Origin of the sequence: Shewanella surugensis, assembly GCF_023284005.1 — a bacterium.
Lineage (GTDB): Bacteria > Pseudomonadota > Gammaproteobacteria > Enterobacterales > Shewanellaceae > Shewanella > Shewanella surugensis.
On sequence record NZ_JAKIKS010000041.1, the window covers coordinates 27,857 to 42,708 of the forward strand.

9 protein-coding genes and 2 pseudogenes are annotated in these 14,852 nt (G+C 39.6%); 9 read left to right on the forward strand and 2 right to left on the reverse strand.

Annotated elements, in window-relative coordinates; all coding sequences use genetic code 11:
• Positions 1-543 precede the first annotated feature (543 nt).
• Together glnA and L2764_RS11990 are read left to right on the forward strand one after the other, a co-directional pair.
• The gene (glnA, locus tag L2764_RS11985) at positions 544-1,953 is read left to right on the forward strand and encodes a glutamate--ammonia ligase (RefSeq protein WP_248940474.1); all 1,410 of its coding nucleotides are present in this window, start codon (positions 544-546) and stop codon (positions 1,951-1,953) included.
• 353 nt (positions 1,954-2,306) lie between these two features.
• Complete coding sequence (locus L2764_RS11990) at positions 2,307-4,460, forward strand: carbohydrate-binding family V/XII (RefSeq protein WP_248940476.1); 2,154 nt, start codon at positions 2,307-2,309, stop codon at positions 4,458-4,460.
• Positions 4,461-4,568: 108 nt separating this feature from the next.
• Here the strand turns inward: L2764_RS11990 and L2764_RS11995 are convergent, their stop codons facing one another.
• Positions 4,569-6,182 (reverse strand): GGDEF domain-containing response regulator, encoded by a 1,614-nt coding sequence (locus L2764_RS11995; RefSeq protein ID WP_248940478.1) that lies wholly within the window; start codon positions 6,180-6,182, stop codon positions 4,569-4,571.
• 179 nt (positions 6,183-6,361) lie between these two features.
• Here L2764_RS11995 and L2764_RS12000 point away from each other — a divergent pair, with 179 nt between their 5' ends.
• The 7 genes and pseudogenes from L2764_RS12000 (at position 6,362) to glnG (ending at position 14,033) form a co-directional block, all read left to right on the forward strand.
• On the forward strand, positions 6,362-6,958 hold the full coding sequence (locus tag L2764_RS12000; protein ID WP_248940480.1) for a TetR/AcrR family transcriptional regulator: 597 nt from the start codon (positions 6,362-6,364) through the stop codon (positions 6,956-6,958).
• Positions 6,959-7,006: 48 nt separating this feature from the next.
• A complete protein-coding gene (locus L2764_RS12005) occupies positions 7,007-8,164 on the forward strand; it encodes an iron-containing alcohol dehydrogenase (RefSeq protein ID WP_248940481.1) in 1,158 nt (385 codons plus the stop codon).
• Positions 8,165-8,218: 54 nt separating this feature from the next.
• Positions 8,219-8,861, forward strand: a pseudogene (locus tag L2764_RS12010) (type 1 glutamine amidotransferase domain-containing protein); the annotation flags it as partial.
• Between the two features lie 310 nt (positions 8,862-9,171).
• Positions 9,172-10,500 (forward strand): MFS transporter, encoded by a 1,329-nt coding sequence (locus tag L2764_RS12015; RefSeq protein WP_248940483.1) that lies wholly within the window; start codon positions 9,172-9,174, stop codon positions 10,498-10,500.
• 125 nt (positions 10,501-10,625) lie between these two features.
• On the forward strand, positions 10,626-11,141 hold the full coding sequence (locus L2764_RS12020; protein ID WP_248940485.1) for a DUF4124 domain-containing protein: 516 nt from the start codon (positions 10,626-10,628) through the stop codon (positions 11,139-11,141).
• 372 nt (positions 11,142-11,513) lie between these two features.
• Positions 11,514-12,566, forward strand: a complete 1,053-nt coding sequence (glnL, locus tag L2764_RS12025; protein ID WP_248940487.1) for a nitrogen regulation protein NR(II) — start codon at positions 11,514-11,516, stop codon at positions 12,564-12,566.
• A 60-nt stretch (positions 12,567-12,626) separates the two neighbouring features.
• Positions 12,627-14,033: a nitrogen regulation protein NR(I) gene (gene glnG / locus L2764_RS12030; protein WP_248940489.1), complete on the forward strand. Its 1,407-nt coding sequence runs from the start codon at positions 12,627-12,629 to the stop codon at positions 14,031-14,033.
• Positions 14,034-14,111: 78 nt separating this feature from the next.
• Here the strand turns inward: glnG and L2764_RS12035 are convergent.
• A pseudogene (locus L2764_RS12035) lies at positions 14,112-14,729 on the reverse strand (outer membrane protein); the annotation flags it as partial.
• Positions 14,730-14,852 lie beyond the last annotated feature (123 nt).

Consider the following 14,852-nt stretch of genomic DNA (forward strand, 5'->3'; position numbering starts at 1 on the left):
CGTAAAGCAAATAATGACGCTAAAAAATAACAGACGCTCGCCTCAAACATTTATGATCACTGAGTAGGCTTTTATTGATGAAAAAATACAGACTGTGACACTAAGCCGAATAATCAAAGCAATCAATAAACTGTTTAAAATACTGAGATACTGCACTTGAAAATAGATGCACAAAAATCGAGCAAAAAAACCAGTAATAAAGCGGTTATTTCAAACACATGATATAATAACCAACGACCCTGTTTCATACTCGTTTATAAAGTGATGAGTTATAGAGTATTTACTCTTATATCGTAAAGCCTTGCCTTACTATAATTGTACGCACCGATATGATGCGACTAACTGCACTATATTAGTGCGCCTATTGCACCAGTATAGTGCTAAACACTCAATAAAATCGATCATCTATATTACATAATCATTATAAATCATAATGTTAAAATATTGGCACGACTCTCGCTAATAGTCCTTTAAACCGCATCTAGCCAAAAATATGATGCAAGTAAAAGAATGTTACTTTACCCCACTCGGAGACTTTATATAATGTCAGCTGAATCAGTTCTACAGCAATTACAAGAATTAGAAGTTAAATTTGTTGATTTGCGTTTTACCGATACTCGAGGTAAAGAGCAACATGTCTCGATTCCATCTCATCAAGTTGATGAAGATTTCTTTGAAGATGGCAAAATGTTTGATGGTTCTTCCATTTCTGGATGGAAAGGCATCAATGAATCAGATATGGTTCTTATGCCTGATCCTAGTAGTTTTGTTCTCGACCCTTTTACTGCTGATGTCACGGCCAACATACGCTGTGATATTTTAGAACCCACAACGATGTCAGGCTATAATCGAGATCCTCGCTCGATCGCCAAAAAAGCGGAGGAGTATTTACGCTCTACCGGTATTGCTGACACCGTATTAGTGGGTCCCGAACCTGAATTTTTCTTATTTGACGATGTTAAATATGGATCCGACATGTCAGGCTGCTTCTATAAAGTGGATGCCGAAGAAGCCAGCTGGAACTCAGGTAAAAGCTATGAAGGTGGTAATACAGGTCATCGACCCGGTGTCAAAGGGGGTTACTTCCCAGTCGCACCCGTCGATTCAGCCCAAGATTTACGTAGCGCGATGTGTCTTGTACTTGAAGAAATGGGTCAAGTGGTCGAGGCCCATCACCATGAAGTGGCTACAGCTGGCCAAAATGAAATCGCCACTCGCTTTAACTCATTAACCCTCAAGGCTGATGAAGTTCAAGTACTCAAATATGTGATCCATAATGTGGCTCATGCATACGGAAAAACAGCAACTTTTATGCCAAAGCCTATTGTCGGTGATAATGGTAGCGGGATGCATGTACACCAATCACTAGCTAAAGATGGTGTAAACCTTTTCGCAGGTGATAAGTATGGTGGCCTAAGTGAAATGGCGCTTTATTATATTGGTGGGTTAATTAAACACGCCAAAGCCATTAATGCTTTTGCAAACCCAGCAACGAACTCTTACAAACGTCTAGTCCCTCATTTTGAAGCACCTGTTATGCTTGCTTACTCTGCACGTAACCGCTCAGCTTCTATTCGGATCCCAGTCGTACCCAGTGCTAAAGGTCGTCGTATTGAAGTTCGCTTCCCCGATCCAATGGCCAATCCTTATCTTGCTTTTTCTGCCATGTTAATGGCCGGCCTTGATGGTATTCAAAACAAAATCCATCCTGGTGAAGCCATGGATAAAGATCTTTATGACTTACCTGCTGAAGAAGCAGCTGAAATCCCACAAGTTGCCAGCTCATTACAAGAAGCACTTGAATGTCTAGATGCCGATCGTGAGTTTTTAACACGCGGTAATGTTTTCAGTAATGACTTCATTGACTCATACATTAAATTAAAGCAAGAAGATGTTGAAAAAGTGAACAATACGACTCACCCAGTAGAATTTGAACTTTACTACAGCCTTTAATAGCATTGGTATCTAATAGGATGTCAATACGTTAAGCCAGTAATGCCTTCGAGAAATAAACGCTCAACCGCCTCCTAGAGGCGGTTTTTTTATGTTCCACAACCCCCCTAAAGCTTCAAGTTCCAGCCAAACTTTCCATAACTGACTACACTTTATAAAAACCACACCAGTAGGTAGTGACATAAGTATTTTCTTAATCTGTAAGTATAAATTCAGTTAATTCATGTTAATATCAATAACTTAAATGAGAAATAATCATACTCAGTCAATAAAGTTATCAGCAAAAGTGGCTAACGTTATGCGGTTATTTTTCATATTATATTAGTGAACCCAATATTGAAAAGGGAGTCGTCATGATAATGCAAATAATGCGCTTATTTAGATATTCAATCTGGGGAGTGCTACTTTTAAGTTTATCCCCCTTATCCTCCTTAGCCGCTGATTGGCCACAAGAAATTGCAGAGCCAGAAGGAAAAGTCGTTGTTTATCAATTACAGCCTGATTCTCTGTCAGGAAATACACTCCAAGGAAAAGCCGCATTCTCCATTGAGTTAACGGGGCAAAGCACTCCGATTTTTGGCGCCTTTTGGTTTATCGCTAGGATTGATACTGGAACAGAAACAGCACAGGTCAGAGATGTTGATGTCACACAAGTAAAATGGCCTGAATCAACGCCGAATACTGACAAACTCAATACTGTTGTCGATAACGCGCTAAAATCGACAACATTTCAATTATCGATGAAGAATCTTACAGCGAGCCTAACCAGTTCAAAACAAGAAAGAAAAAGCTTAGAAGAACTTAAAAACACCGCTCCCACCATCCTCTTCAAACAACAATTAACCATTTTATTAACCTATGATGGCGCGCCTATTTATCGTGCTATCGATAATTCTCAATATGAAAGAGTCATTAATACTCCCTTTGCTGTTGCCCGCAATAAAGAAACAAAAAAACTCTATTTAAGCAGTGGTAATTTCTGGTACGAAGCCACTGATCCTTTAGGACCTTGGACATTAACCCGCAAGCCACCAGCCGATTTGGTTAAATTGATGCCAAAACCGAAAACAACCTCTTCCACCAGTGGCACACCTCCTGCTATTTACGCCACCACGACGCCCACTGAACTGATTTCAACTCAGGGACAACCCAAATGGAAGAGCTTAATTGCAGGACAATTACTTTATGTCACTAATACTGAAGTGCCTTGGATAAGAGATACCTCAAATAATAAAATGTATGTACTTCTTTCTGGACGCTGGTTTAGTGCAACGAAAGAATCGGGCCCCTGGACTTTTGTCAGGGCCGATAAATTACCGGAAAGCTTTAGTAATATTCCACCTGATTCCGATATTGGTGGGGTGCGTGTATCCGTTGCGGGTACGAGTGAAGCCAACAAAGCGGTTATTAATGCAAAAATCCCTCAAACTGCAGCCATTAAACGAAGCGGTACCACCACCAAAGTCACCTATAACGGAGATCCTAAGTTTGAGATGATCCCAGGCACTCAAGTCGCCTATGCCTTGAATACTGACTCACAGGTCTTAAAAGTTGATGGTAAATACTACGCTGTGGATAACGGTGTGTGGTTTATCGCGTCATCGCCAACTGGACCTTGGATCGTTGCCGATCATATTCCCAGTGAACAAATCGCACAAATCCCCCCGAGCTCTCCAGTATACAACACAGCTTATGTACAAATTTATGACTCTACCCCTGATGTCGTTTATGTCGGTTACACTTCAGGTTATTTATGGTCCTACCCTTATTACGGTGTACCTGTATACGGTACTGGCTGGTATTACCCTCCTCTTTGGGGGCCTTATTATTATCCAAGACCAGTTACTTGGGGCGTATATGTGGGCTATAACCCTTGGATTGGTTGGAACTATGGGGTTTCTTGGGGCTATGGATTTTACAGTGCAGGATTTGCTTGGGGCGTCGCTTGGGGCGGAGGTTATTACGCTGGAGGTTACCATGGAGGAGGCTATCGCTCGCCAGTCTTTATCAATAATGGCAACATCATTATTAATACGGGGAATATTAATATTGGCAATAATATTAACTTTGGTAATAGGACCAATATTAACAATCAAGTCCAACGTAACAATATAACCAAAAACAATATTTATAATAACCCTCAAAATCGTGTTAGAAACGCAAATAAATCAACATTGAACCGAAACTTTACTCAAGCCACTCATAACCCAGCACGAAAAAACAACGTTTTTTCTGACAAAAATGGCAATGTCGCTCGCGATCATAATGGGCAATGGCAAAGTAGAAGTAACAAGCAATGGAAAAATACGGATATTGAACACACAATGTCACAGACTCAAAAAAATAATCTTATGAACAAGACGCAGGATCATACCAGTCACTCACAAGGTGGCTTACCCAATGACTTTAAGCAACAAATGAACAATCGTAGCATTGATCGAAACAGCTTAAATAACACCCGAAACACACGCCAAGGCAATCAAGGTAGGAGCCTAAGAGGCCATTAGTTAAGCCTGTAAGATCCCCAAGATCGCTGTGGTCTTGGGGATTCAATTTCAACTGTTGATAGTCGGTTATTTAAGAATCACAGCAGCGAGGGGATCGCCTAAATTCCCCTAAAATTGAAAACATTGAATATTATTACGACCTCTATGTTTCGCTTTGTATAAAGCTTCATCTGCTTGCTCAATAATATGTTCTTCATTTTCACCCGTAAAACGACAAATTCCACAGGAAAAACTCACCTTAAACTCCCCTTGCTCACTACTATGCTCTAGCTGATTAAAAGCCTCTCTAATTTCATTCATCACAAAAAGCGCTTCATCTTCCTCTGTATTGGGAAAAACAACAGCAAACTCTTCCCCACCATATCGACCGATACTATGACTCCCCCGCAATCTCTGCTTAAGAAATAAAGATAATGTCGAAATCACTTTATCGCCCACTGTATGCCCATAGCTATCATTAACTTTTTTAAATAAATCAATATCAACCATGGCAAAACATAAGTCTTCATTGTGCTCTTTGGCATGACGGCAAGCCTGCTTTAATTTATCGAGTATATGGGTATGATTAAATAACCCTGTTAAACTATCACGTATAATTAAATCATTCAGCACTCGCCCTCGCTCACAGCGCGTTTGGACAATTGACACTAGATGTTTAGGCGCAACAGGCTTAGTTAAAAAATCATCCCCTCCCAGTTTCATTGCATTCAATTGGATATCTTTATTTCCTTCACCAGAAAGAAATAAAATAGGTAAACGTAAATAAGCCACTTGTTGCCTAATAACACTGGCTAATTCAGTACCCGTGCATCCAGGCATATACATATCCATTATAATAATTTCAGGTTCAAATAGTTCCATTGCATCCAAGATTGTCAAAGGTTCTGTCACAATATATGTCACCATTCCAACTCGATTTAAAGCATGCTCACAGAACAAGGCTTGACTGTGAGAATCATCCATTATCAATACTTTATATGGCTTTAATGAAGGACTACTATAAAACTGTTCAACCGAACGCAGTAATTGAGCCACTGTTGGTCGAACATAAAAACCGGATCCTCCTACATGGCAAGCTGATAACCTCGACTCTATAGAAACACTTTCCTTATGTGTAATAAATATTTTCGGCACATTAGCTTGATGGGACTTCATTAATGCTAAACCTTGCCCTTCTCCGTCAAAATCAATATCTATAATAATGGCACTGTGAATAAACTGGTGGGAATGTGCAATAAAATCCTGCTTATCGGTAATAATCTTGCTATATACATCAAAGAAAACTAACTGCTCAGCCAACTTCTCTGCCAGCTCGGAGTTTAATGCGAGTAATATGGGATGTTTTTGAGGAATATATTGAGCCGGATCTAACTTATCATCATGACGTAAAACAATTTTAGTAAGTATATTAATGTCATAATCTAAAGAGACAAGTTCTTCATATTTTAAATTTCGATTCATTTGCTGAAAACTATGTAACTGCAATTGAACTTTAATAACCTTATCTAATAAATCAACCGCATCAACTTCTTTCACTTCACGAAATAAATCATGGACTTTATCAATCAACTCATCTAATTCATGGGTTGTTAAACTCGTTTTTTCTACATCGACATTATTGGGTGGAGCATAAAATTCTCGCCAACGACTCAATAAATCTCTCACTTCGTAAGTAATTCTTTGAGGTAACACATTAACGACAGTCTGCTGGGTATTCATCATCAGGCTTCCTTTCCTCTTATTTCATCAAGCCCATCGATAAAGTATAGCCTCCTGCTTCAACTTACCCTGAATAACTTCATTCCCCCCCTCACCCCCCGCCATTTAAAGAATAGGAACGTTTATTGACATTAAGCACAAAAATACTAGACGACCGGTCTAATTAATATTATTCTAAGCTCATGAAAAAAACGCCTCATACAACCAAACAACAAATAATCGACTCAGGATATGCCTTAATTTCTCAGCAAGGCTTCACCAATGTCGGTTTGTCACAAATTTTAAAATTTGCGAATGTTCCGAAAGGATCCTTCTATCACTACTTCTCATCAAAGGAGCAATTTGGCGAAGCCATCATTCATCATTATTTTAAAGATTACTTACACTCTCTGGGTGAGCTTTTTAACACCCCAGATGAAAACGGCTACCAAAAATTAATGCGCTATTGGCAGCGATGGGAAGCCAGGCAAATAAATAATCAGCATTTTCAGCAATGTCTTGTGGTCAAACTTAGCGCCGAAGTCGCCGATTTATCTGAACCTATGCGTCTAGCCTTAAAAGTGGGCTCAGATAATGTCATTAATCACATTACTCATTGCATTCAATCAGGTATCGAAGATGGTTCTATAAAACCAATGGATCCTTTATCGACAGCCAAAATATTATATCAGATGTGGCTAGGAGCAAGCTTACTTAATAAGCTCCACCGCGATGGAAGTGCGATTAATAACGCAATGGAACAAACCCAAAAAGTATTCAATCAATCAATAAAAAATTAAACAATACAAATATCTCGATAATAATATTTTTTAACAATAGGATGTAGCATGTTAGATTTCGATTATTGTAACCCGACCCATATCAGCTTCGGTAAAAATAAAATTGCAGGATTAAATAAACTGGTCCCTGAAAACGCTCGTGTATTAGTGTTATTTGGTGGTAATAGCGCTAAAAAAACGGGTACCTTAGATGAAGTCATTATGGCGCTTGGCGAAAGAGATATTATCGAATTTGGTGGTATTGAAGCAAACCCAACCTATGAAACACTAATGCAAGCCGTCGCCGTTATTAAAGAAGAAAAAATCGATTTCCTCCTCGCTGTCGGTGGGGGATCGGTGATTGATGGCACAAAATTTGTCGCTGCAGCGGCTTTATTTGAAGGAGAGCCTTGGGACATTTTATTAAATTGGGGAAATAACGTCATCCAAGCCCTGCCTTTTGGTAGTGTATTGACTTTACCCGCTACGGGTTCAGAAATGAATAGTGGTAGTGTCATTACTCGCAAAGATATCCAGTCTAAACGCTCTTTTATGAGCGATCATGTTTTTCCTAAATTCTCAATTTTAGACCCCACTAAAACCTTTACATTGCCAACAAGACAAGTTGCCAATGGGGTTGTCGATGCTTTCGTTCATATTATCGAACAATACCTTACCTATCCGGTCAACGCCCCTGTACAAGATAGATTTTCAGAAGGATTATTACAAACCTTAGTCGAGTTAGGTCCACAAGCATTGAACAATCCTACTGATTATGACATTCGCGCCAATCTAATGTGGGTTGCGACAATGGCACTCAATGGGCTTATTGGACGAGGTGTGCCTCATGATTGGGCGACTCATATGATAGGCCATGAACTAACAGCCTTATATGATATAGATCACGCTAGGACCCTCGCTATAGTGTTACCGAGCTTACTTGATTGTCAGAGAGAATCTAAAAAAGAAAAGTTATTACAATATGGCGAACGCATTTGGAATATCACTCAGGGTAGTGAAGAACAACGTATAGATGAAGTGATTGCTAGAACACGTGCTTTTTTTGAAGAAATGGGGATTAAAACACGTCTGAATGATTACGATCTTAACTATACTCACGTAGAAGAAATCCTGACTAAACTAGAATTCCACGGCATGACAGCACTAGGCGAACACCAAGACATTGATATTGAAAGAAGCCGACATATTTTAGAACGAAGCTTATAACTAAGCCATCTCAATACCCGAGTACCCAAAAGGTACTTGGTATTGGAACGCTTTATGAATATTATCATTATTCTGACTTCACACGAAAAACCTCGGTAACACCGGAAGACAAACAGGCTTTTGATTAAAAGAACTGACAAGCCCTTATTATCGATTTAAAGACCATCAGTTCAATATGACCTTAGCTTCGCCGACGGAAGGGCAACGCCAAAAAGTGATAAGCCAGACAGTCAAACGGCCGACACCGATCGCTTTAGCCAAAATAATGAGGCCAATGCATTACTGGCAAATACTCATCAGTTAGCCCATATAATGACTACGACTACGATGCCGTATTTTACCCTGGTGGTCACGGGCCATTATGGAATCTCAACTCCATTGACCTCATTGAATAAGCCTACCAAGCGGGTAAACCGGTTGGGCTAGTTTGTCATGCTCTAGGCATGTCAAAGCCAAAGACGGGGCCCCTTAGTTCAGGGCAAAAAAGTCACAGATTTCACTCATTCTGAAAAAGATGCAGTACAACACACCGATGTAGTGCCATTTTTAGTTGAAGATATACTTTATTGCACATAGTGCAGATTACAGTAAGAGTGAAGATTGAAGCAGTTACCTCGTCATTGATGGACACTTAATTACTGGTCAAAACCCCGGTTCATCTGTTGCGGTTGCCGATGACATTATTGCGCAGCTGACAAAATCACAATGTAGACAAAATCGCCATCCAAGGTCGTTAACACACCCATTATTTTGGGTATTGAATGACTTCCCTCTCGCCCAATCACTGATCCTAATAATTTACCCCTCTAACCGCCCTTATTACTGCTCAAATTAATCTCAATACACAGCCTCGATGAGTACAGAACACATCAATAATAAACCTAAAACCTAACCCAATTGAATCAATTAACTACCCACCATTAGGCATATAAAAACAACTAGGTTTTACATAAAATAAGCTCAAAAATGAACAAGTGCTACTCATGATATGACACTTGAAGGAATGAATGATGATCTCAGATAATGTAAAAAAAGGAATGGTTCTGACATCAAGCACCGTCGCATTTACCGTCTGCTTTATGATCTGGTTAATGTTTGCTGTCATCGGGATCCCCATCAAAGACATGCTCTCCTTAAACGAAACCCAATTTGGATTACTCGCTGCGACACCCGTATTAACGGGATCATTGACACGTTTACCCCTAGGCATTTTTGGTGATCGCTTTGGAGGTCGAATCGTATTATTTACTTTGATGTTAAGCACCGTTATTCCCATATTTTTCATTTCCTATGCTACAGAGTATTGGCAATTTCTCGTCCTCGGACTTTTTGTTGGTATGGCTGGAGGTTCATTCTCTGTCGGTGTCGCTTATGTGGCAAAATGGTTTGATAAACGCCATCAAGGACTCGCTATGGGCGTTTTTGGTGCTGGTAATGCTGGCGCTGCATTAACCAAGTTAATCGCTCCCGCAATTGTCGTCACTCTTGGCTGGCAAATGGTGCCACAGATCTACGCTGGAATAATGCTCATCATGGCCATCATTTTTTGGATGTTCAGCTTCGATAACCCAGCTCATCACATCAACTCAAATATTTCATTGAAGCAACAATTACACATTTTGAAAGATCCTCGCATTTGGCGATACTGCCAATACTACTCATTTGTATTCGGTGGCTATGTTGCACTGGCGCTATGGATGACTAAGTATTATATCGGCGAATATGGGTTTGATTTAAAAACTGCCGCCATATTCGCAGCCGCATTTTCCTTACCGGGTGGCATTCTGAGAGCCCTTGGAGGTTGGCTCTCTGATAAATACGGCCCACATAGCATCACTTGGTGGGTGATGTGGGTGTGCTGGGTTTGTCTATTTATTATGTCTTACCCTCAAACTGAATTCATCGTCACAACAGTAGAGGGCCCTGAAACATTCCATATTTACTTAACCCCTGCAATATTCACGACATTACTCTTTATTATGGGGGTCGCAATGGCGTTTGGGAAAGCCTCTGTTTATAAATATATTTCAGAATCATACCCTAATGATATGGGGGCTGTATCGGGTATTGTCGGATTAGCAGGAGGGCTAGGCGGCTTTGTACTGCCCATTATGTTTGGTATCTTACTGGATTTAACTCAAATTCGCTCATCTGCTTTTATGTTAATGTACGGGATCACTTGTGTATCTTTACTAATCATGTACTTTACAGAGGTTAAAAGAGCCCACTTCATGGAATATACTCAAGAGAATCCAGAAATATCAAAAAACTTAATTGTATTAAAAGCATCAACTTCAGTACAAGATCATTCAAGTAATCTTCTTAAAAAAGTTTGAATGATTCTCCATATTTAGCTACTAAATTAAATTATTGGTGAATAATTTAATTTAGTAGCGTCATGCTTTTTATAAATAAACAAGCTAATCTACTCCATACTTAACTTTATTTTGGAAATAATCCCATGCGATTATTCATCATCATCACCATGATACTGGTTAACTCATTTTCCTATGCAACTGTCTATAAATGGATCGATGAAGAGGGCCAAATACACTACACGGACAAGCCTATTAATGATGCCATCGCGGTAGAATTTGAAGACAATACCAAAAATCATGTCAGCATGCCTCCCCCTCCCAGCATCCCAAATAACAGCCCACAAAAGCCCAAATCAATCAAGTATCAATTAACCATCACCAATCCTGTGGAAGAAGAAACAATACGCAATAATAGTGGTTACTTTACCGTTAGCACTCAGCTCAACCCCAAAGCCCCTGCCCAATCGAAATTACAATTATATTTAGACAATCAAGCACTCGGTAAACCACAAACATCTTCAATATTTACCCTCAAGAATATTAACAGGGGTCAGCATAGCATCATCATTAAACTTCTCGATAAAAACGGCAAAATAATTGCATCAAGCTTACCAAGAACGATTTTTTTACACCGAAGTATTAAAAACAAACCTTCCTAAGCAAGGTGGAAAACCATATTAAGTAAATATATTCAATTTATTACCAATTAAAACTTAATATTGCAGGTCATAAAAGGAATGATTTGCAGTTCGCACTATAATGGTGCAATGTCAACAGTAATTAAACGGGCGCACTAAATAAGAGCAATAAAGGACCCTCTGTATTTGTAAAAGTCAGCCTATTAGGAGCGTGTAAAAGAACCCATTTTTGTGTTTCATCACATAAAAAGGTGCCTACATTCTTTCAATAATGCGTCTTGAATTGCGCCCTTTTACACGCTAGGAAAACAGCACTTTCAATGAGCAACGGTATATACTCATTGAATATGAATGCAATATTATATTTTTTGATTTATGAATTAGGCGCTTTAAATGGATAGCCATAGATTACTTAATCACCTTGTCACCGCCGTATTGGTCATTAATCATGATCTTAAGCTTCTTTACGCCAATACGGCGGCAGAGCAATTGTTTAAAATCAGCAATAATCGACTATTTGAACACGCGTTAACCGAGCATTATCTCTCTCTTGGTATGGATCCTCAATTGTGGCGTAATGCGATTCAAAAGAATCAAGGGCTGACAGTCAATACTGTTTCATTGACGACACTGGATGGTAAGCAACACACTCTCGATATCAGTTTAAGCCCCATTGAAGAAGAGCAAGGTTGCGCCTTATTAGAATTAAGACTTGTCGATCAACAGCAGCGGATCCACCAGCAACTATCTCAAGATGCACAACAACAAGCGGCCCAATTTTTAGTCCGTAACCTTGCGCATGAAATCAAAAACCCCTTAGCAGGAATAAGAGGTGCAGCACAATTATTATCTAGAGAACTATTGAATACGGATCACAATGATTTTACCGATCTCATCATAGAACAATCAGACAGATTACGTAATCTCGTCGATCGCCTATTAGGACCTCAACGTCCAACTGCACATGGCATGTTTAATATCCACGAAATCATTCAAAAAGTACTCTCGTTAATCACGATTACACTGCCTGAAAACATTCAAATAAAACAAGACTATGATCCCTCTATTCCTAATCTGAAAATGGATCCAGAACAGTTGCAACAAGCATTACTCAACATTGTTCAAAATGCGATTCAAGCACTTGAAAATAAAGGGGGAAACATTGAAATACAAACCCGTACCCAACATCAAATAACCATAGGTACCCAGAGACATAAGCTCGTACTGGCACTGAGTATTACTGATACTGGACCCGGTATCAATCCTGATTTAATCGACACTCTTTTTTATCCTATGGTGACCGATAAAGCACAAGGATCGGGCTTAGGATTATCCATTGCTCATAACGTGGCTCGCCTTCATGGCGGAAGAATCGATTGTCATTCTACCACTGCGGGGACCCAATTTACTCTCTTACTGCCCGTCACCCATCAAAGTAAAAATTAGCATACTAAATCAACAAATAAAATAGTGAAGCATTTATCAAAGTAAGATTAAGGCAATGATATGACAGAACAAGTATGGATCTTAGACGATGATACCTCTATACGCTGGGTACTTGAACGTGCAATACAAAGCGTACCGCTTACTTGTGCTAGTTTTGCTGCGGCTGAATCTTTATGGCAAGCACTTGAAATGAGTCAACCACAAGTCATCATATCTGACATTCGCATGCCTGGTACCGATGGCTTAACCTTACTCGAAAGGTTACAAACCCACTATCCTCATATCCCCGTCATTATCATGACAGCACATTCAGACTTAGACAGTGCTGTCAGCGCTTATCAAGCAGGTGCATTTGAATACCTCCCCAAGCCTTTCGATATCGATGAAGCAACGACCTTAATTGAACGGGCGATCACACTCTCACATGAAAATGAACCAGAGAAGAAACAACAAGAGTCCATCATCAACACCCCTGAGATCATTGGTGAAGCACCTGCTATGCAGGAGGTCTATCGCGCCATTGGACGATTATCTCGCTCCTCCATTAGTGTCCTCATCAATGGCCAATCAGGTACAGGAAAAGAGCTCATTGCCAGTGCATTACATAAGCACAGCCCCAGAAAGCAGCAACCTTTCATTGCAATCAATATGGCCGCCATTCCCAAAGATTTAATTGAATCAGAGCTCTTCGGCCATGAAAAGGGGGCTTTTACCGGCGCCTCTGGGATCAGACAAGGTCGATTTGAACAAGCCAACGGCGGTACCTTATTTCTCGATGAAATTGGCGATATGCCCATTGACGTACAAACACGTTTATTAAGAGTATTAGCCGATGGGCAGTTTTATCGCGTCGGTGGCCATGCACCCGTTAAGGTTGATGTACGCATTATCGCCGCGACCCATCAAAATTTAGAACAAAGAGTCGCTATCGGAGAGTTTAGAGAAGATCTCTTCCATCGCTTAAATGTCATTCGTATCCACCTACCCACCCTTTCTGATCGTCGAGCAGATATTCCTCAATTGGCTCATCATTTTCTCAATACTGCAGCAAGAGAAATAGGCGTCGATAGTAAAATTTTAACCGAAGAAGCGGCCATTAAATTAACTCAACTACCTTGGCCAGGTAATGTGCGTCAACTGGAAAATACCTGTCGATGGTTAACCGTCATGGCTTCAGGCCAAGAGATTTTACCTCAAGATCTGCCACCAGAATTATTAGAAGCAACCACCACAGATCTAGCCGACAATAAGGTGAATGACTGGGAGCAAGCGCTAACACAGTTAATTAATGAACGTCTCAGTCGAGGGGATAATGATTTATTAACACAAATACAGCCCACCTTTGAGCGTATTTTACTGACGACGGCTTTGAAACATACTCATGGGCATAAACAAGAAGCCGCAAAACGCTTAGGCTGGGGTCGCAATACGCTTACGCGGAAATTAAAAGAATTAACCATCGAATAAAATAAATCTTATTAGCAATAAAAACACAAAGGGATCATCATGATCCCTTTGATTTAATGCTATCAATTCAATAATAATCTAGAACTGGTAATGCATACCTAAGCTGAATCGAGAAACATTCACATCGATGTCATCGTAACTATAATCATCATAGTTATCATCATCATACTCAAGAGATGTAGAGACAAATTCATAGGCAAACCTGATATTTAAGCTCTCAGTGACAGCCATTCTTAGCCCTGCACCAATAACATAACCAATGCCAGAATAGTCAAATTTAGTGTCAAAAGATGAAGCTGAACTATTAGAAAATCTCATTTCACCAGAAATATCTTGGCGACTGAACATATAGTTAATGCCGACTTTAGTGTAAATAGAATACGTATCGTCAAATGCATAACTGAATATAGGCGCTAAAGAAAAAACACTTGCATCTTGCTTGATATTTACATCATAAGCAAAAAAACCATTATCCTCACCATAACTCATATCACTGAAATCTATTTGATAATAATTAGCCTCAATTCCAAACCAATCAGAAAAATTATACCCAGTATATAAACCTAAACTGGTATTTGATTCATCTGCTTTATTAAAAATATCATATTCTTCATTCGTCACTGTCACATGAGCAATATCAGCACCCACATAAAAACCTTCTCTGTCAGTCTCAGCAACAACTGATGTCGATCCAAAAAGACCCGTTAATAAGTGCTTAACTAAAAGTTATCGTATATTTTGACGGATAATTATCCATGATGTTTTTTACACTCTCTTTGAGTGCATCAAAAGTGATAAAATCATGGCAAGATAACCATT

What these genes read in the sequence shown, in the direction of transcription:
- glnA (WP_248940474.1), top strand. Translation starts at nt 544, where the DNA reads ATGTCAGCTGAATCAGTTCTACAGCAATTACAAGAATTAGAAGTTAAA.
- L2764_RS11990 (WP_248940476.1), top strand. Translation starts at nt 2,307, where the DNA reads ATGATAATGCAAATAATGCGCTTATTTAGATATTCAATCTGGGGAGTG.
- L2764_RS11995 (WP_248940478.1), bottom strand. Translation starts at nt 6,182, where the DNA reads ATGATGAATACCCAGCAGACTGTCGTTAATGTGTTACCTCAAAGAATT.
- L2764_RS12000 (WP_248940480.1), top strand. Translation starts at nt 6,362, where the DNA reads ATGAAAAAAACGCCTCATACAACCAAACAACAAATAATCGACTCAGGA.
- L2764_RS12005 (WP_248940481.1), top strand. Translation starts at nt 7,007, where the DNA reads ATGTTAGATTTCGATTATTGTAACCCGACCCATATCAGCTTCGGTAAA.
- L2764_RS12015 (WP_248940483.1), top strand. Translation starts at nt 9,172, where the DNA reads ATGATGATCTCAGATAATGTAAAAAAAGGAATGGTTCTGACATCAAGC.
- L2764_RS12020 (WP_248940485.1), top strand. Translation starts at nt 10,626, where the DNA reads ATGCGATTATTCATCATCATCACCATGATACTGGTTAACTCATTTTCC.
- glnL (WP_248940487.1), top strand. Translation starts at nt 11,514, where the DNA reads ATGGATAGCCATAGATTACTTAATCACCTTGTCACCGCCGTATTGGTC.
- glnG (WP_248940489.1), top strand. Translation starts at nt 12,627, where the DNA reads ATGACAGAACAAGTATGGATCTTAGACGATGATACCTCTATACGCTGG.